The sequence below is a fragment of the Spirochaeta dissipatitropha genome (assembly GCF_054657935.1).
In genome coordinates this window covers 18,228-36,016 of the sequence record NZ_BAAHXT010000014.1, presented here as the reverse complement: position 1 = coordinate 36,016, position 17,789 = coordinate 18,228, and the positions used below count along the sequence as shown (strand labels likewise).

Sequence of the window (17,789 nt, the reverse complement as noted above, 5' to 3'; positions counted from 1 at the left end):
TATGGAATATATCAATCACTTGTATCTTATCTTGTATCCGAATCCATCACTGGTTGCGTCGCAGTATAGTCCGCAGCAGTTTGCCAGACATTATATAGCAGGCAGTACGCGCTATTATGATGGAAAAGTCGTGTTTGCTGAGGTCGACATAAACTACCGTCATCCGGAATTTGCGATTGAGGAAGGTCTCAAACAGCTGGTTCCTCATGAAGACGGCCGCCCGAAAGCCACAAAGTTTATTTCTATATATCGAGTTCTTGAACATGTAGATTTTGATGCTATCCAGAAGGTGTATCTGACTAGCCCGGAAGCAGCAGTACTTGAGCTGCAGCCTGCCAACGATGATGTAAAAACAAGGGAACCGGGAATTCTCCGGATATTCGCCGAAATAACACCGTTGCGGATGCTTGTTCTGACCAAACTTGATTTTATTGAATTCGGGAAATCAATAACCGGCGGGACTGACAGTATGCGTAATGTGCCGGCATTATTCTACACCCAGCTTGAATTCGACACCGAAAGTTTTTTAAGGGATTTTGAATCAAATCCGTTAATGCCGGCTCCTATTCCCGGGCTGCATCCCTCAAAACTGCGGGATGCGATTTTTGAACTTAAAGTAGCCAGGGATAAAACCTCGAAAGGACTAGCGCTTGATAGCTCATTCGATAAGATACCTTATAAGTTCATACGCCACGGTTTTATGTTTTCGGCAGGTGAGCAATACCGCTTTTTCAGAATGCCGAACAACCGGGAAATTGAAGAGAACAATTATAAATTCTGGAAATCAATGTAGCAGCGGATTTCAGAAAGGAGGAATTATGTCTACGCATCCATGGGATTTTCTTGCAGAATACAGACCTGACATGTGCAAGGGAGAATGGCCAACTATACCGGAAATGGTAAGAATAAGCGCCGCACGTTTTGGTGAACGGCGCTGTTTCAGCAGCTTTGTTCCAAAAGAACGCAGCTGGACCTATGACGAAGTACTTATAAAGATTGAACATCTGGCAGGTAAACTTCAGCATGATGGACTGGAACCGGGAATGCAGGTCGGATTAACCGGAAAGAATTCACCTGAATGGGGGATTGCGTATCTGGCTATACTTTTTGCTGGAGGAGTTGTTGTACCTATTGATCATATGCTCAGCAGCAAGGACACTCATCGCCTCCTCCAGAGAGCTGAATGCAGTATGCTGCTTGCCGATGACGATAAATTTGAGTACTTCTCTGCTCAGTCGGATATCAAGCATCTCTACGCACTGGATGAAGGCATGGAGAACTTTATTTTCGGGCTTCCTGAAGAATCGTTCGAGCGTGCTGACAGGTCCGAATCAGATATTGCAGCTATATTGTTTACTTCCGGTACAACCGGGGATGCCAAAGGAGTTGTGCTTACTCACCAAAATCTGACAGCAGACTGTTTTCTTGCCCAGGCACATATGACGCTGTATCATACCGATGTCTTTTATGCTCTGCTGCCATTGCATCATAGTTATTCCATGCTGGCTGTATTCCTCGAATCACTTTCTGTCGGTGCCGAAACGGTATTTACACCGCAGCTGGCTGTATCTCAGGTTCTGAAGGATCTTCGACAGGGAAATGTAACGATGTTTCTTGGTGTTCCGATGCTCTTCAACAAACTTCTCAAGGGGCTGATGAAGGGAATCAGGGAAAAAGGAATTGTTCTCTACGGCATTATCAAATTCCTTATGGCTGTCAGTGGTTTTTTCAAGACTGTTCTGAAAATCAATATAGGCGGGCCGTTATTCCGCGGACTGAGATCAAAACTGTCCATGGACAGAATTCGCATATGTATAAGCGGCGGTGGACCCTTACCTTCGAGTACCTTCAAGCAGTTCAATCAACTGGGGCTCTCCTTTGTTCAGGGTTACGGTTTGACTGAAACCTCACCAATAATTACCCTGAATCCGACATATGCGTACCGGACAAGTTCTGTAGGTCTGCCCCTGCCTCAGGCAGATATCAAGCTTATAAATATAGATGCACAGGGAACCGGTGAAATAGTTGTTAAAGGTCCCATGGTCATGCAGGGCTACTACAGAAACGATGAGGCAACACGGGAAGTCTTTACGGATGACGGTTATTTCACCACCGGGGATATGGGATACATCGATAAGGATAACTACGTGTACCTCACTGGCCGGAAGAAATTGCTGATAGTTACTGAAGGCGGTAAAAATGTGTATCCGGAAGAGATTGAAGACCAGTTCCAGCTGTACGACGAAATAGAGCAGATAATGGTCCGTGGCTATGTTCTTGATGAAAAAATGAAAACAGAGGGAATCGAAGCCCTTGTATATCCCAATCCTGAAAACAGGCCGGGCGCCGAAAGAATTGCAGAAATAATTGCTGAAGTTAACCGTGAGCTGCTTCCGTATCAGCGAATACAGCGTCACAGTATACTGAATGAAGCCCTTCCGATGACAACAACCAAGAAGATAAAACGACACAATACCGGGGGAATGGAATAAGGGCTATTCTTCCTGCAGAGGGAGACGGAAGGTAATTTCCGTCCCCTCTCCTTCCTCACTCCTGATCTTCATACCTGCACCGAGTATTCCCAGTTGCTGTTTCACCAGAGGCAGTCCAAGCCCTGTGCCTTTTTCTCCGGCAGTCCCTCGAGTAGATTCAAATTTATCCAGAAGCAGAACATCCGAGAGTTTATCTTCCGGGATTCCGATTCCTGTATCCCGGACTGAGAATTCGAGTTCGGAATTACTGTTCAAAGCTGCCTTCAGGTGAATGACATCCCCGGATTCGCTGAATTTAATAGCATTGTGAACCAGGTTATGGATTACACTGGATAGAATCTTGGAATCCGTAAAGAAATTCAGTTCTGGATCAATATCAACGGTAAGTTGAATGCCTTTGGCTTCCAGCATGCTGGCAAACCCCGAACAGCATTCATCAGTTAGATCCTTCAGAAGGATCTGCTGAAAGACCAGTGGATCCCTGTTTCGCTGAAGGTTTCCCCATTCCAGCAAGCGTTCAAGCAGACTGGATATACCCGTACTGGTATCGAATATGGTTGAAAGGGCTTCCTCGATATCCTCGGGTGACAGATTATTCCGGACTTCATATAAACCCTCACTGAAACTTTTTAAACCTGCAATGGGTCCGCGAAGATCATGAGCCAGAATGTGGAAGAATCTATCTTTTTCTTCCTGGGAGGCTGTGAGTTCCTCGTTGACTTTTGTCAGTTCGGATGTCCTTTTCCTGATCTGATTATCCAATCGCATGTTCTGAATACGAAGACGGTTGGTATTCAGGTAATTGAGCAGAACGACACAACCAAGAAGCATAAAAAGCAGCGCGGCTCTGAAAATAGTAGTTTGCCAGAAAGGCGGTTGAATTCTTATAAAAATTTCCCGTCCGCTTGTATCAGAGATTCCATGACTGTTGGTAGACCGAACCTTGAACGAATAATATCCAGGCGAGAGATTCACGTATTCAACGAACTGTCGGTTTCCCAGCAGCTGCCAGTCTTCATCAATACCGGACATTCTGACCTCGTATCTGTTACGCGCAGGCAAGGTAAAATCAGTTGATGCAAAAGCGAAACCGATCCGGTTATCTGTGTGTCTCAAATCAAGTTCCCGAACTCTATTGGAGTTTGTATCCTGCAGGGAATCATTGTGAATTTTGATATCGGTAATGATTGTCTCTGGTTCAATTGCAGTTGTAGGTACAATGCTTTCGCTTATATGGATAAGGGCACCGAATGACCCGAACACAAGACTGTCGTCGACAAGTTTAATAGAAGAACCGGAAAATTCACGTATCGGCAGTCCATCGGCTTCGGAAATAATTTTAATCTCAAAGTTAAACGGGTTGATCGTATGCAAACCATTGGAGGTGGCTACATACATAAAATTATCGGGGCCCTCGTTTATTGACATTATAGAGTTTGATTCAAGTCCCGTGTTGGTGGTGAAATGCCGGATAAATCTGTCAGATTCCGGGGAAAAGAGGTTTAAACCGCCTGCTCTGGTACCAATCCATAACATTCCCCTGGAATCCTCATAGATAGAGCTGACTGAATTCGACGTAATGGTACTCGTATCTGACTGATCGTGGAAAAAGTGCGAGAAGGTACTTGATTCAGGGTGATATAGATTTAATCCAACATTGGTAGCGACCCAGACGTTATTATTGCTATCGATATATACCTGGTAGACCAGGTTATTACTCAGAGACCCCGGGTTTTCAGGATCATGTTCGAATCTAACATGTCTTCCATCTGGATCCCATTTGATCACACCTCTGTTATAGGTACCAATCCAGAGAGTACCATCCTGCTGTTCGGTCAGTGAGTAGATAATGTTTTCATTAACGCTGCCGTTAGGGTCCGGGTTATAATCTACATGTCTGAAAATTCTCGATTCAGGATTGTATTCATAGATACCGTTGTTGCTGGCCACCAGAACAAGACCATTATTCAGGCGCAATAAATCGTTTATGGTATTGTCACCAAGTCCATTCGGTTCATTACCGTTTCTGTAGGAGTAGACAATACCCGTGTCTCTGTCGTATCGATCTATGCCTGCATTCTGAAAACCGATAAGTATGCTTCCATTCTCCAGTTCAAGCAGGGATCTGACCCTCGCTGCAGCAATACCTTTCTGGCTACCTCCCTGGGAATCGATAAGAATAAAATCTTTTTGATTGTAGTTAAGCTTGCTGATACCATTTCCGTTGGTGCCGATCCAGATTACCCCGTAATCATCTATATGTAGTGAGTATACAATATCATGGGCAAGACTGCGTTCCTGCTGTGGATTATGCCGCGCATTGCTGACTGAGCCGTCATGCGGATTCAGATGGTACAGCCCCCCTCCCCAGCTTCCAGCAAATAAACCATATTCTTTGTGATATGCAAGTGCATATATCGGTTCTGCGGTATCAATGATGACTGAAAATTCTTCGCTGTTCAGATCAAAACGCAGGACACCGCCGCCCCAGGTACCGATTATAAGATCCCCATCGGAGTCTTCTGTTATTGACATTATAAAAGGAGATGTCAGCCCATCTTCAACTTTGAAATTTCTGAACTCATAATCAGCTGGATCATCGGCATCCTCAATCAGGAGTGAAAGTCCACCATAACTCCCGATCCATAAATTTCCCCTTGAATCCAGGTGCAAAGTCCGGATAGTGTTTTCGGGAAGACTTCTTTCATTCTCAGGATTATGAAGAAAACGCCGCATTTCACCACTCTCGGTGTTAATTAGTTCCAGCCCGTTCAGAGTGCCTGCCCAGTAGCGTTGGCTTGAATCCTGTGCGATAGCCGTCACAACTTCGGCACTTGTGTGATACGAACGCATGGAATAATCGTTCAGATCCAGAACATTTATTCCATCATAAGTTCCGATCCAGATACTGTTCTGATTGCTCATGTATAAGGTTTGTACGAGATGATGATTCAGGCCCTCATCGGAAAAAGGCACACTGGTTATGACTTCCATTGAATATCCGTCATATCTGTGAAGACCTGATTGTGATCCAAACCATAAATAACCGTCAGGATCGCGGATAATGGATGAAACTGCAGAGTTAACCAGGCCGTCACGATAACTGAGTTGCTCAAATCGCGGGGTATCTATGGCAGAAACATTCCAGATTTGGGCAAGCAGAAAAAAAGCAAAGAGGCACATTGACCTGATCATTGAATTAATTTTATGTAAAAAGAAATGAAAGTCAACAAAATAGACCGAAAAATTGTCAATTCATGGAAGGTCTGAATCCGGTTTGAGCGATTATTCTATATAAATCACCTTTTCGTGACATGGCATCCTGCCAACCTTGAGCAGGATCAGAATGGAAAATTATTTCTGCGGATGCTGGATGCGTGATCCATGATCCTTCCAGGATCTCTGCTTCAAGCTGACCTGAAGACCAGCCCGAATAGCCTGCGAATAAATGTATATGCCTGCGAACTGTTTTCCGGTCCTGCTTGATTATCTGAGGTAGTAATCCTGCTATGGTTTCTGTCAGTGGTTGAAACACGACACCATCTACCGGATGCATATGTGGTTCAGGAAGCTCGATCCCGTCAAGTCCGTCGTGCAGCAGAAACAGGTACTGCTGCTCAACCGGCCCTCCTACAAATACCGGAATTATTCCGGCCGCTGTATCAGCAAACTCGGGAACAACATCCTGAAGGACTATATCTGCTGGTCTGTTGATAACCAGACCGAAGGCACCATCTTCGTTATGATCTGTAATCAGGATAACTGAATGATAGAAATTAGGATCCATTAAATCAGTTTCAGATATGAGAAAATGTCCTGCGAGACTGTTGAATTTTCCTTGATTGTCACCTGCGTTACCGTCAGCCATGGGGATAAAGTACTCAGATCAAGCTGAGAAATCAACCGTAAATGTATTTTGCTGTAGTGTTTTCTATGTATGAAAAGCAACAGATCAAATCATACGGATCCGGTACAGGAATGGGCACAGATGAATGCAGGTATATCGTTTCTGTTTCCTGTTCAACGAATGGTAATCGCTGGAATTCTGGATGCCTTGCAGTTTGAAGAATCGGAATTCATCAAGGAGTATCATCCACGAGGGCAAATAGCCGTTCTCCCGACCGGAGCAGGGAAAAGTCTCTGTTTTCAGATTCCCACTGCATTGGATGGAAGGCCTGTGCTTGTACTGTATCCCCTGCTGGCCCTTCTTCAGGATCAAAAACGCCGCTTTGACGAACTTGGAATACCTGCCGCTGTAATACGCGGTGGTCAATCAAAACAGGAGCGCTCAAAGATCTGGCGCGCTGTAAAAGAAGGGGAAATCAAGGCAATACTGAGTAATCCAGAGGCAATGATTCAGGATGCAAACCTGAAGATGCTGAAAGATATGCATATTGTGCATTTGATAGTTGACGAGGCCCACTGCATATGTGAGTGGGGAAAGACCTTCAGACCCGGGTATCTGGAAATACCTCGAATACAGAATTATGCCCGCATTCCTGTACTGAGTGCATTCACGGCTACCGCAGGACCGCAGGTTCTGGAAACCATACGTGAGAATCTATTCCCCGATTATTCACCACAGGAGCTCATTGGAACACCTGACAGACCTAACATGGCTATCCGGATCATGGCGACAGCAGACAAGGATACCTGTATAGTCGAGATGTTTCGATCAACAGACAGAATAAGGGGTGGTACTGCTGAGTTACCCATGTGGACACCGGGAGCAGAAATGCCGAGACCGGCAATTGTCTTCTGCGCAAGCAGATCTGGCACAGAAGAGTTGGCTACCCGCCTCAGGAAGGATCACGGGGACTGTGTCAATTTCTACCATGCAGGGCTGGAAAAGCAGATCAAGGATTCTCTGGAATCCTGGTTTTTCTCGAGTAATGATGGTATACTCGTATCGACCTGTGCCTATGGCATGGGGGTAGACAAGAAGAATATCCGCTCGGTTATTCACCGGGACATCTCTCAATCAGTGGAGTCCTATATTCAGGAAGCAGGGCGTGGTGGGAGGGACAGGACTGCTTGCCAGGCTGTACTTCTGATCAGCCCTCCTGATCTCACGTCAGCCCGGCGGATGCCGAAAGGATTTCAGAGAAAACGGCTTGAACAGCTAATCGAGTGGATAAATGAACCAGGATGCCATCGGGAAAGCCTTTTAAGAAAAATGGACTGTGAACCTGAGCCATGTTTCGGCTGTAGCCGATGCTGCAGTGATCCGCCCCTGGCTGTTGATTCCTACTGGCATCGAATGGCCGTATTTTTGAGAGAACTAACAAGTAGAAGTCCCCTGGACAGCAGAGAAAAAGAATTGCTGCTGCAGCTCGTCTGCCGGGAATTTGAATGGGATAGATTCGAGCTTCCCGCTCAATGGATGAAAAAGCTACCGATGATGCCGGAATGGGACGAAGGGCAGCTGAAATCCATCCTCAGCGAAATACCGAAAAAACGTCAGGACAGGAAGGCGTTTGTCAAGCTGATCAATATAGTATAAAAAGATTGATTTTTATTCCCTCTTCACGTAGTTTAGATAGCAGTTGCTGCAAGGAGGCTATTTTTGTTCACCCTATCATCACGTGGTTTATATGGACTTACGGCTGTTCTGGAACTCGGGGTACGTAGTGATACAGGCCCTATCCAGATCAAGGAAATTGCTGCTGCACATACCATACCCCAGCATTACCTTGAACAGATTCTTGTTGCTCTCAAAAAGAGCGGACTGGTGCAGAGTTTTCGTGGTAACCAGGGCGGTTATGCTCTTAACAAGCGCCCTGATCAAATTAAGGTTTATGATATTCTTGCGTGTCTGGAAGGCGAACTCGAAGTAGCGCCTGGAGTTGGAGGTGCTGAACGCCTCGATTTTTTCCTGGACAAGGTTCAGTCTGCAATCTATAAAGAACTGGATATCAGTCTCGCAGAGCTGATTCAACGGTATCAGAAGAATCAGCAAGCCTTTATTTATTCGATCTAAAGAACGTGCTAAGGTACGAGACAGCGGACATCTCCCCCTATCATCCCGGTGGTTCTGAATAATTCGCGATTCATTCGCAATGATGCATCAATGAAGAATCCAGGGTTCTGCGCGTTAAATGAGTCGATTACATGACGCTTGTCAGGAAAGGTTTCAAGAATCCGCTGAGGCATGCGGACCGAAAAATACCAGTTATTGTTTGAATGCGGGTATTGAAGCAGATATGCCTGAATTTCATTGACCACCAGGTATGTATCATCCGGCGAATAGTTGATCGCTTCCATAAAGAACTTCCAGAATTCCCTCTGCTGCTCCGTCATTTCGTTATTCCAGAAATCCCATACAAAATCATAAAAACCCTGGTTTTCATAGAAAATTCCGTGCATTGCCTCATGCACAAGAAAAAGATTTCTGAGTCCGGTTCCGAATGGAGCTTGCTGACTGATCGACAGTATGCCACCTCTGCCAGCCTCATAACTTCCGCGCTCTCCGGTGATTATTCCAGCATCCAGAACTATCTGTCTCAGTAGCTCTTCCTCAGGATTCAAAGTGAAACCATGGGCGTCTGCCGAATTAAAGAAACTGGATAAGCCCTCGCCGTTGTAGTTGTGCGCATTGTAGGCATGCAGATCAGACAGTTCTTCATTGCTTAAAAGCTGTCCCTGATATCCAGCCTTTTCAACATAAAAAGCCAGTCTGCTGAAAAAACGCCCCTGTACGGCATATGTGGAAAAATCAAAAAAGAGAACATTGGGATACAAACTCCAGCTGAATAACTCATAATTGCTGTTTCGCCAGTAGTCGGGGCTGTAGAGATTCAGGCTGCCCAGATCAGCGGGCAGCGGCTCCGGGATGTCTGCTGATTTAGAGACATGATCTGCAGAACCGCCATGAAGTATAAAATCATCCGGGATCGTGCCAAGGCTGAGACTGCTGATTTCTCCACCGGTGAAGCCTTCATGCAGGTGAATACTGTTTCTACCGGGACGGAGACGAAATCTGAATGCTTTTTCAGTGTCATCTGTAAAACGGAGATTCAGAGGAATCTCCTCCTGTACAGGAAGCTGTCCGGGGGGCAAGACCGATAACTGGTGGCTGTAATCGAGCGTCAGAAATGATAATTGATTATCGGGGACTCTTGACAGCAGCATATCAAGTCCCTGGATTTCTATTCCGGTCCCGTTAGCAAGTACCCGTAATGATGCTGGCTGAATGTATCTTGCTCCACTGAGTATGAACTCTGTGCCTGGGTCAACGACTTCCATCAGAGGGGTAAATGATGATTCACTGTCAAGCTTTTTCAGGGAGATGAACCCTATACTCTGTATTGCATCAATAACAGGAATTTCAACACTGATACTGCTGGCATCAGCAGAAAAGGAAGGAATAGCACCGACAGAGCTTACGATACCTTCCCCGTTAATGGTAAACCACAACAATGGAGCAGAGACAGCATTGAAGGTATAGCGGATTACCTTACCATCAGGAACATGGTATGCATCACTGAAACTATCCATTCTATAGAACAGATTAGTTCCGGAATCTATATCTGAAACATGCGCTGCGCTTCGTATACTGCCAATGTTGTATGTAGCAGCCTGAAGAAATCGCTGAACAGCCTCGTTGTCTGTAAAATGCTCGGGGTATTGATCAGTAAACAGTTCGATTCTCTGTCCGGTGTGATCCCGGAATATGAGTGTGGATACTTCTCTGACTGGATCTGCAGTACATGCACTGAACAAAAGCAGACACAGAACTGCACACAGAATGTTCATGGATGGGAGGTTTTTCATGTAATTTTTCCTCAGTAAATTTTATGAGCCTCAGCAAGCTGAAGGATGCTTTTAGTAAGTATATCGGCAATTTCAAGAATCCGCTCAGGCTTTTGATTGTTTTCAAGAAGTACTTCGAATCTTCCCTCGAATCCTTCAGGCAGTTCAGCCAGCTGGAATAAGTAGCGTTGAATACCTCGGCCGGATGGCTCAAATCTATTGTTGATTGCAAATAGACTGCTGCAGAGTCCCCGTATGAAACCAGCCAGAGCAGTTTTCTGGAATATCTGGTCATTACGATGAACTGCTGCACCATAGTCACTCAGGTGATGCTCCATTCTCCGCAAGCAGTGTTCCTGCAGCAATTTCCATACATCCTGATTTATACTGCGGAGACTCTTCTGAAAGTTTATGAACCAGTCTGATTTTTCATACAGTGGAATGGATTCAGAAATACGGAACATGGGATATGTGCCCTCTTCCCTGCTGATAAAAGCCGCTGCCGTGGCTGGATCGTCTGGATCAGGTAAACTCACAACATTTTTATAGTCGAGCCGCACAGGAATATCATGTACCAGAAAGCGGTCTTTTTTATGAAAGGGGGCTGTTTCGAATCCTCCGGCAAAATGAAGATCCTGCATTCTTTTCTCTGCGTCGGGAAGGCCATTTTTTGTATAGACGTCAAATCGAATGAAAAAATAGGGATCCAGTACATCATCCTCACTCGGGATGTAGGTAATTGCCTCGATACCGGGCCATATCCGGACAACATCAGTAACCTGCTGTAAAACGTCTTTGACTTGCTTCTGCATTGATGAACTCTCCAGAAATTTAGTATATCATAAGATATGACTGAGGCAAAGAGTATGCTATGGTTGCTCGTATTTGATTCCAACCGTTCTGCATTTTTAAACAGGTTCAGAATGAAGATGAATTCGCTTGCGTTCGAGGCCGGTTCATCATCCTCGCTCGCCTACTCTGTTCGACAGGGAATAATTCTTGGCAGTTCCAGGCCGGAAAAGTGGCAGAGTCTGTCTGTCAGTCCTGATTTGAGGCGCGCCAGGGGTGGCAGTTTATATATTGATTCTCTTGAATTCACCGATGATTCACTCTATATCAAACTCAAGGATAAAGGCTTGACTGATTGTCTTAAAAATATTCTTGCCAGTGAGGTCATGAACTTCACCGAAAGCACATCCAGCCCGAGGTATCTGATCGGTGAATTCCATACCGGATACGATAAGTCTGGAACGCAGATCTGGAACCAGCATATGGAAGAGCTCAGAAATGGACTTGAGCCGCTTACTGCCATGCGCTTGATTGCTGCGTACTATGATGAAAAACCTGATTTCCAGATAAATGAAATTATCTATGAAGCACCTTTACGCCGATATTCCTCCTAAACAAAACAGCCAGACTGTAGTAAAATGGACAACATGAAACATCTAATGCTCGAAGTTATTCATCAGAGACAGGTCGCTGATGATTTTATAGAACTTACCATGACCTGGCCTGATGATGCTCCGGTACCGCAACCCGGGCAATTCTTTACACTCCGTATTGGAGATGGGCCATCTCCTTTGCTCCGCCGGCCTTTTGCATTCTCGGCATTTATTCCCGGTGACGGGGTTTCCGGGGCGCTGGTCCGCTGTATCTACCAGAAACGAGGGGCTGCAACACAAGCCATGAGTGGTTGTCATGAAGGCGACAAACTTGATATTCTTGCGCCGCTCGGGACTTGTTTTCCTCGAGAGCTTTCATCTGATAGTAATCCTGATCCAGGGAGACCTGTTCTACTTGCGGGCGGTGTCGGAATAGGCCCGATGCTTTTTACCGCTGAAGCGTTGAGAAGCTATAATCCTGTCCTTGTGATTGGCGCACGGACTAAGGATCTTCTTCCGCTGAATGCACTGCCTCATGATATTGAAATTCTTATTGCCACAGATGATGGAACGTACGGCATACATGGCACGGTAATAGATGCCCTGCAGCAGTGTCCTCCGAACATGTCTGAAAATGACAACAGTCATTCATATGGAATTATTATGGCTTGTGGTCCGAATCCCATGCTGGCAGCTGCACATGCATGGGCAAGCAGACATGAACTCAGCTGCCTTGTATCAATGGAACAGACCATGGGCTGTGCGGTAGGTGCATGCATGGGATGTGTAATCCCTGTACACGGACCACAGCCCTATGCTCGTGTATGTATGGAAGGCCCGGTCTTCTCATCCGAACTTATTGACTGGGAGGGCCTGAAAAATGCCTGATTCATTTGTATTTGATTCCAGTGTGCGCATTGGCAGTAAGACGCTTCCCAATCAGGTTGGTGTGGCTTCGGGCACCTTCGGCTATGGCAGTGAGTACGAGGAATTATTCGACCTGAATGCGCTAGGAGCGCTTTATACAAAAGCCGTTACCCTCGAACCACGGCCCGGAAATGCAATTCCCAGAATGATTGAGACCCCTGGTGGTCTGATTAACTCCATCGGGCTTGCTAATGTCGGCAGTGAAAAATTTGTAGGTGTGAAATATCCATTTCTGAAGCAGTTGACCTGTCCGGTAATTGTGAATGTCGCCGGAAGCCAGCCGGAAGATTATCTGGCTACCCTGGACTACCTTGAACAGCATTGCGAGGTCTGGGGTTATGAGGTGAACGTTTCCTGTCCTAATGTCAAATGTGGTGGCCAGGCGATTGGCACTGATCCGAAACAGGTAGAGTCGCTGACTGCTGAATTCCGTAAGAGGACAGACAAGCCGGTCATAATTAAACTCTCTCCGAACGTAACCGACATCGCATTAATTGCCCGTGCAGCAGAAAATGGTGGCGCTGATGCGATCAGCTGCATAAATACCCTTGTCGGCATGGCCATTGACATCAAAAAGAAAAAAGCAGTTCTACCCATGAAAACCGGTGGGCTCAGCGGTCCGGCGATCAAACCGGTCGGCCTGGCCTGTGTCTACCGGGTCAGCCGTGCAGTACAGATTCCTGTAATCGGAATGGGTGGAATCATGAATGCAAATGACGCGATTGAATACCTGTTGGCCGGGGCATCCGCAATTCAGACGGGAACGGTGAACTTTATAGATCCCGATGTGACAGGAAAAATCATTAGTGGAATTCGTGCATATGCTGAAGAGAATAATATTCAGAATATTCAGGGATTTCATTGTTTCATTGACTGATAAGTCTGTGTACTGCCCATGAAGCGTGCTCGGAAATTACCGGGTCAGCATCGTGAGTCAGTTTTTCAAGAAGCGGCAGCAGCTCTACAGACCCTTTGTTAGCTGCCGCTATACAGGCATTCCGCACGAGCCCGCTTCTGCCTGCGCGCATAAGCGGTGAGCCAGCGAATCTTTTGGTGAAAGCATCTGAATCCGGAATTTCGAGAATTTCCTTCAACTCGAGTTCCGGACCGGCTTTCACAGCGATAAAATCAGCTTCGGATGTTACCTGTCGGCGTACATTCAGAGGGCATACGTCCTGGCAGAGGTCACAGCCGAAAATCCAGTCCTGCATGAGGGGTCGCAGTTCCTCTGGAATACTGCCCTTGTGCTCAATAGTCAGGTATGAAATACAGCGTGAGGCATCTATTCGATGAGGCGCATACAGGGCTTGGGTCGGACACACATCGATACATTTCCGACAGCTGCGGGGACAGTCACCATGAGGGTTACCGTTCACAGCCTTGATGCTGTGCTCCTGGTTCAGACTGATTAAATCAGCAAAATCAAGACTGCTCAGAATTTCCCCGATTACAAACCACGAGCCGTAACGGGAAGAAATAAGCAAGGTGTTGCGTCCCTGAAAGCCGATACCTGCCAGACCTGCATAATAACGTTCGGACAGCGGGGTCGCATCGGTAAAATTGCGGAATTGATGATCAGGGTACAGCTCCTCGAGTTTACGCCGTACACGCAGAAGCCTTTTACCAAGTACCTTGTGGTAGTCCCTGCCCCAGGCATAGCGCGCTATCTTACCGGTATTTTTTGATGTGCTCTCAGGCCGATGCTGATAATAGTTTAGACCTGCAAAGAGTATACTCTGACAGCCTTCAAGCATAGCCCGAGGCTCATATTTTGCAGCAGCATGACGCTGCATATATGCCATGCTGCCATGATGACCTTTTTCAAGCCAGATCTGATACTCGCGTTGAAGTTCAGGTGCTGGATCTACCGGCGCAATACCAAGCAGCGAGAGATTTTCTGATTGAAAAATAGCTGAAATTTCTTCGGGTAGTTCCGGTCTCCACAGGAGGTCAGGCATTCAGAGCTCCGTTTGTTCCTGTAATTCAGGAAATGGACAATAATCAGCAAGGGGACAGCTGCTGCATTTTGGCTTTCTGGCTGTACACCACTCTCTTCCATGGAAATTCAGCAGCATTGAAGCAGGGTTCCATGTGTCCGATGGCCACCAGGAAGCCAGATCCAGCTCCAGTTTTACAGGATCCTGTTCTGCGGTAAAACCGAGACGTCTGCTCACACGGCCAAAATGAGTATCTACAATGATTGCCGGTTTATTGTAGACATGCGCCAGCACCACACCAGCTGATTTTCGCCCTATGCCAGCAAGGGTCACCAGCTCATCCATTTCTGCAGGCAGCTTGCCACCATATACGCTGCACAGACGTTTGGCGCCGGCAACGAGATTTTTTGCCTTGGTTTTATAGAAGCCGACTGATTTGATTATCCCGGCAACATCGTCTGGATCAGCCGCTGCCATAGCCTCAGCATCCGGAAAGCGTCTGAACAGTTCCGGTGTAACAACATTTACCTGTCTGTCAGTCGTTTGCGCAGAAAGAAGCACAGCCGCCATGAGCTGATACGGGCTGTTATAATCCAGGGGTGGACTGGTATCCGGAAATTCAAGCGAGAGAATATCGAGAATGTTTCTCAATCGCTGTACTTCATCTGTCATTAGATATAAATCCAGTTTGAAGCAAGAATTCCTGCAGCATAAAACACACTGAACTGCATGAAGATTTTCGAAATGCTTTCCATATTCGGGCCCTTGGTTTCATGCATGAACCCTCGTGCATACATTCTTCGAAACTCAATAATCGATAAAGGAAGACCAAGGAGTACAACCAATCCGGTTATAATTGGCAGAATACCGAGAAGTACAGCGATAATCAGAGAAAACATGCCCGCAGCATACAACAGTGGAACAGGAAGTGAGCTGTGGTTCGGACGCAGAAGTACAGCCAGGGTTTTTCTCCCTGCTGCTGCGTCTCCCTGTACATCACAGGCATTGTTGACAGACAGGATAGCCGCAATGAGAAATGTCGACGGTAGGCTTGCCAGCAGAACCGAAGTATCCCAGAACCCGGTCTGTATGTAGTAGGAAATTATAAACAGAACAGAACCAAGGAATCCGCCCGCGAAAACCTCACCTACCGGTGTAAAGGAGATAGGATAACGCCCACCCGTGTACAGATACCCGACAGCCATGCAGAGCGCACCTACTGCAGCAATCCAGTAACTGGTCATGAAAGCTATGATTGCGCCAAGCAGAACTGCTATGCCGAAAAGAATGACCGCAATGAGGAGTGCCAGGCCAGGTGCAACTCCATCATGAACCAATACCTTGTCCTTTTCCCGATTATGTTCCAGGGCATCAACCCCGCGATAATAATCGTAAAAGCTGTTGAAGGCAGTGGTGCCCATATCCACCAGCAGAGTCGCCGCAAGCATAAGCACAAACAGCAAAGGCTGAAATGCCTGCTCCTGCATATAGGCAAGCAGTGTAGCGAGACCAAAGCTGGACATACTGATTATCTTGGTACGGATCTCGACAATCCGCATGAATGTGTACAGTTTCATGAGCAACATAATAATAGGAACGGCATTACTCTACAAGAGACGAAAACTTGATCAAAAAAATATTGCCCGCTTACTTGACCACAGTTCCGGATATCGGTAGTATAGCGATCACGTAACGGGGTGTAGCCTAGTGGCTAAGGCGCCTGCTTTGGGAGCAGGAGATCGCAGGTTCGAATCCTGCCACCCCGATCAGGCCGGTTGCAGACGCGGCCGGCTTTTTTTATCATGCGTCCATAGCTCAGCCGGATAGAGCAACAGCCTTCTAAGCTGTAGGTCACAGGTTCGAATCCTGTTGGACGTAAAATAAATCATTGTAATACAACAAGTTGATTTTTTTGCTATTCCATACTACCATTAAACAGTCGCCCAATGGTCGCCGAAGACCCTCGCTCTGGACGGAGGTAGAAAATGGCAGTATATAATCGTATGTACGGTAGTACAGAACCCGAATTCCATCTGATCAAGAAAAAGAATAAAGCAGGGAAGCCTATTTACCATGTGGGCTTTCTATCTGATCAAGTCGGTAGAAATGGAAAACCTACCTACAAAATGATGAAATCAACAGGTGTAGGCTCACGAACAGCTGCAGAGAAGATTGCCCGGCAAATGATAGCTGAGGGACTCATATTTACATCAAAGGATGATCTGCGCAATTACCTCATGAATTTCTGGGATTATGAGAACTCCGAATATGTAAAAGGTCTCAACGCAGAAGGACGGACAATCAGTAAACAATACTGTACGGATAGTATTGGAGTACTGGAAAGATATGTACTCCCCTATTTTGAAACCCGAAACCTAACAAAATTATCTGACCTGAATCGCCAGAATATTCTGCAATGGCGTAACTACTTTTTTGAACATAAAACAATTCCTGAATACACTGCTGGTGAAAATGCTGCAGAGAATAAAATAGTAAGCCATCGGACCATTAACAGAGCGAGACAGGCCTTGTTTGTAGCTTTGCAATATGCTGCTGAAACCGGACTACTTCCCGTTAATCCTGGACAAGGTATAAGAAAAGTAAAAGAAACAACGAGTGAGCAGAAAATCTTTGAAGTTTCAGAACTGAACCAGATATTTAATGACCCTGAACACTGGGGAGATATAAGGAAATATGCAGCAGCCATGATTGCGGCAACCACTGGTGCACGTTTAGGTGAAGTAACGGGTTTGCAGATCAAGAATCTGAACTTCCAGGACAATACAGTAGATATTCTGAACAGTTGGCATCAGACAGAAGGTCTCAAACCATGTAAATGGAATTCCTTCCGTCAAAATGTGGTTTTGCCAGAAATGACTGTCAGAGTTATAAAGGAGCTTTTAGATAATCATCCATGGGCAGATAATCCAACGGCATATCTTATTTATTCTGCATCGGGTTCACATCGACCTCTTGATGGCAGAGCAATAACCAAGGCATTACAAAAACGAGTGCGGCAGTTGAATCTCCAATCTGGCAGAAATTTTCATTCATTACGACACACATTCGTTTCCTACATTAGAGGACTGTTACCCGAATCAAAGGTAATTCGCCTTGTGGGCCATTCAAATACGAAAATGGAGGCTCACTATACACACGTGACAGAAAGTGACATAGAGCAGCTGAGACGCAGTGTGAGTGGGCTTATATCGGGATGAGATGATGAGGCTTTTATGTGCATATGCAATAGCGTTCCCGGGGTATATGATGTTTGCCCGTAGGGCAAATGTACCGAAGGC

At 46.1% G+C, this 17,789-nt stretch carries 15 protein-coding genes and 2 tRNA genes; 10 read left to right on the top strand and 7 right to left on the bottom strand.

What is annotated here, in order from left to right; all coding sequences use genetic code 11:
• Position 1: 1 nt before the first annotated feature.
• Together ACYQ2L_RS14505 and ACYQ2L_RS14500 are read left to right on the top strand one after the other, a co-directional pair.
• Positions 2-793, top strand: coding sequence for a hypothetical protein (locus ACYQ2L_RS14505; RefSeq protein ID WP_460057171.1), 792 nt, complete (start codon positions 2-4; stop codon positions 791-793).
• A 25-nt stretch (positions 794-818) separates the two neighbouring features.
• Positions 819-2,492, top strand: coding sequence for an AMP-dependent synthetase/ligase (locus ACYQ2L_RS14500; protein ID WP_460057168.1), 1,674 nt, complete (start codon positions 819-821; stop codon positions 2,490-2,492).
• 3 nt (positions 2,493-2,495) lie between these two features.
• On the opposite strand, the gene ACYQ2L_RS14495 is transcribed toward ACYQ2L_RS14500, so the two are convergent.
• Positions 2,496-5,687, bottom strand: a complete 3,192-nt coding sequence (locus ACYQ2L_RS14495) for a ligand-binding sensor domain-containing protein (RefSeq protein WP_460057166.1) — start codon at positions 5,685-5,687, stop codon at positions 2,496-2,498.
• A gap of 55 nt (positions 5,688-5,742) precedes the next feature.
• Positions 5,743-6,360: a YqgE/AlgH family protein gene (locus ACYQ2L_RS14490; RefSeq protein WP_460057164.1), complete on the bottom strand. Its 618-nt coding sequence runs from the start codon at positions 6,358-6,360 to the stop codon at positions 5,743-5,745.
• A 69-nt stretch (positions 6,361-6,429) separates the two neighbouring features.
• Between ACYQ2L_RS14490 and ACYQ2L_RS14485 the strand changes: the two genes are divergently transcribed.
• Both ACYQ2L_RS14485 and ACYQ2L_RS14480 read left to right on the top strand, forming a co-directional pair.
• Complete coding sequence (locus ACYQ2L_RS14485) at positions 6,430-7,995, top strand: RecQ family ATP-dependent DNA helicase (protein WP_460057161.1); 1,566 nt, start codon at positions 6,430-6,432, stop codon at positions 7,993-7,995.
• A gap of 63 nt (positions 7,996-8,058) precedes the next feature.
• Positions 8,059-8,472: an RrF2 family transcriptional regulator gene (locus ACYQ2L_RS14480; RefSeq protein WP_460057158.1), complete on the top strand. Its 414-nt coding sequence runs from the start codon at positions 8,059-8,061 to the stop codon at positions 8,470-8,472.
• Between the two features lie 8 nt (positions 8,473-8,480).
• On the opposite strand, the gene ACYQ2L_RS14475 is transcribed toward ACYQ2L_RS14480, so the two are convergent.
• Positions 8,481-10,265: a hypothetical protein gene (locus ACYQ2L_RS14475; RefSeq protein WP_460057155.1), complete on the bottom strand. Its 1,785-nt coding sequence runs from the start codon at positions 10,263-10,265 to the stop codon at positions 8,481-8,483.
• Positions 10,266-10,276: 11 nt separating this feature from the next.
• Positions 10,277-11,056 (bottom strand): hypothetical protein, encoded by a 780-nt coding sequence (locus ACYQ2L_RS14470; RefSeq protein WP_460057152.1) that lies wholly within the window; start codon positions 11,054-11,056, stop codon positions 10,277-10,279.
• A 111-nt stretch (positions 11,057-11,167) separates the two neighbouring features.
• Here ACYQ2L_RS14470 and ACYQ2L_RS14465 point away from each other — a divergent pair, with 111 nt between their 5' ends.
• Genes ACYQ2L_RS14465 through ACYQ2L_RS14455 form a run of 3 tightly spaced genes read left to right on the top strand, consistent with a single transcriptional unit; the run spans position 11,168 to position 13,430 of the window.
• Complete coding sequence (locus ACYQ2L_RS14465; RefSeq protein WP_460057149.1) at positions 11,168-11,647, top strand: hypothetical protein; 480 nt, start codon at positions 11,168-11,170, stop codon at positions 11,645-11,647.
• A 33-nt stretch (positions 11,648-11,680) separates the two neighbouring features.
• On the top strand, positions 11,681-12,514 hold the full coding sequence (locus ACYQ2L_RS14460) for a dihydroorotate dehydrogenase electron transfer subunit (protein ID WP_460057146.1): 834 nt from the start codon (positions 11,681-11,683) through the stop codon (positions 12,512-12,514).
• Positions 12,507-13,430 carry a dihydroorotate dehydrogenase gene (locus tag ACYQ2L_RS14455; protein ID WP_460057143.1) on the top strand — a complete coding sequence of 308 codons (924 nt, stop codon included), beginning with the start codon at positions 12,507-12,509 and terminating at the stop codon, positions 13,428-13,430. Before ACYQ2L_RS14460 ends, ACYQ2L_RS14455 begins: the two co-directional genes overlap by 8 nt.
• Here ACYQ2L_RS14455 and queG read toward each other — a convergent pair.
• Genes queG through ACYQ2L_RS14440 form a run of 3 tightly spaced genes read right to left on the bottom strand, consistent with a single transcriptional unit; the run spans position 13,420 to position 16,067 of the window.
• Entirely contained in the window at positions 13,420-14,511 is a 1,092-nt protein-coding gene (gene queG / locus ACYQ2L_RS14450) for a tRNA epoxyqueuosine(34) reductase QueG (protein ID WP_460057140.1), read from the bottom strand. The genes ACYQ2L_RS14455 and queG overlap by 11 nt on opposite strands.
• Positions 14,512-15,162, bottom strand: a complete 651-nt coding sequence (gene nth, locus ACYQ2L_RS14445) for an endonuclease III (RefSeq protein ID WP_460057137.1) — start codon at positions 15,160-15,162, stop codon at positions 14,512-14,514.
• A complete protein-coding gene (locus tag ACYQ2L_RS14440; protein ID WP_460057133.1) occupies positions 15,162-16,067 on the bottom strand; it encodes a UbiA family prenyltransferase in 906 nt (301 codons plus the stop codon). The genes nth and ACYQ2L_RS14440 overlap by 1 nt, the downstream gene beginning before the upstream one ends.
• A 116-nt stretch (positions 16,068-16,183) precedes the next feature.
• On the opposite strand from ACYQ2L_RS14440, the gene ACYQ2L_RS14435 reads away from it, so the two are divergent.
• The 3 genes from ACYQ2L_RS14435 to ACYQ2L_RS14425 all read left to right on the top strand — a co-directional run bounded on the left by ACYQ2L_RS14435 (position 16,184) and on the right by ACYQ2L_RS14425 (position 17,708).
• A tRNA-Pro gene (locus ACYQ2L_RS14435) sits at positions 16,184-16,256 on the top strand.
• Positions 16,257-16,294: 38 nt separating this feature from the next.
• Positions 16,295-16,368, top strand: a tRNA-Arg gene (locus ACYQ2L_RS14430).
• A 107-nt stretch (positions 16,369-16,475) separates the two neighbouring features.
• Positions 16,476-17,708 carry a tyrosine-type recombinase/integrase gene (locus tag ACYQ2L_RS14425; protein WP_460057130.1) on the top strand — a complete coding sequence of 411 codons (1,233 nt, stop codon included), beginning with the start codon at positions 16,476-16,478 and terminating at the stop codon, positions 17,706-17,708.
• Positions 17,709-17,789: the final 81 nt, after the last annotated feature.

What these genes read in the sequence shown, in the direction of transcription:
- ACYQ2L_RS14505 (WP_460057171.1), top strand. Translation starts at nt 2, where the DNA reads ATGGAATATATCAATCACTTGTATCTTATCTTGTATCCGAATCCATCA.
- ACYQ2L_RS14500 (WP_460057168.1), top strand. Translation starts at nt 819, where the DNA reads ATGTCTACGCATCCATGGGATTTTCTTGCAGAATACAGACCTGACATG.
- ACYQ2L_RS14495 (WP_460057166.1), bottom strand. Translation starts at nt 5,687, where the DNA reads ATGATCAGGTCAATGTGCCTCTTTGCTTTTTTTCTGCTTGCCCAAATC.
- ACYQ2L_RS14490 (WP_460057164.1), bottom strand. Translation starts at nt 6,360, where the DNA reads ATGGCTGACGGTAACGCAGGTGACAATCAAGGAAAATTCAACAGTCTC.
- ACYQ2L_RS14485 (WP_460057161.1), top strand. Translation starts at nt 6,430, where the DNA reads ATGAAAAGCAACAGATCAAATCATACGGATCCGGTACAGGAATGGGCA.
- ACYQ2L_RS14475 (WP_460057155.1), bottom strand. Translation starts at nt 10,265, where the DNA reads ATGAAAAACCTCCCATCCATGAACATTCTGTGTGCAGTTCTGTGTCTG.
- ACYQ2L_RS14470 (WP_460057152.1), bottom strand. Translation starts at nt 11,056, where the DNA reads ATGCAGAAGCAAGTCAAAGACGTTTTACAGCAGGTTACTGATGTTGTC.
- ACYQ2L_RS14465 (WP_460057149.1), top strand. Translation starts at nt 11,168, where the DNA reads ATGAAGATGAATTCGCTTGCGTTCGAGGCCGGTTCATCATCCTCGCTC.
- ACYQ2L_RS14460 (WP_460057146.1), top strand. Translation starts at nt 11,681, where the DNA reads ATGAAACATCTAATGCTCGAAGTTATTCATCAGAGACAGGTCGCTGAT.
- ACYQ2L_RS14455 (WP_460057143.1), top strand. Translation starts at nt 12,507, where the DNA reads ATGCCTGATTCATTTGTATTTGATTCCAGTGTGCGCATTGGCAGTAAG.
- queG (WP_460057140.1), bottom strand. Translation starts at nt 14,511, where the DNA reads ATGCCTGACCTCCTGTGGAGACCGGAACTACCCGAAGAAATTTCAGCT.
- nth (WP_460057137.1), bottom strand. Translation starts at nt 15,162, where the DNA reads ATGACAGATGAAGTACAGCGATTGAGAAACATTCTCGATATTCTCTCG.
- ACYQ2L_RS14440 (WP_460057133.1), bottom strand. Translation starts at nt 16,067, where the DNA reads ATGAAACTGTACACATTCATGCGGATTGTCGAGATCCGTACCAAGATA.
- ACYQ2L_RS14425 (WP_460057130.1), top strand. Translation starts at nt 16,476, where the DNA reads ATGGCAGTATATAATCGTATGTACGGTAGTACAGAACCCGAATTCCAT.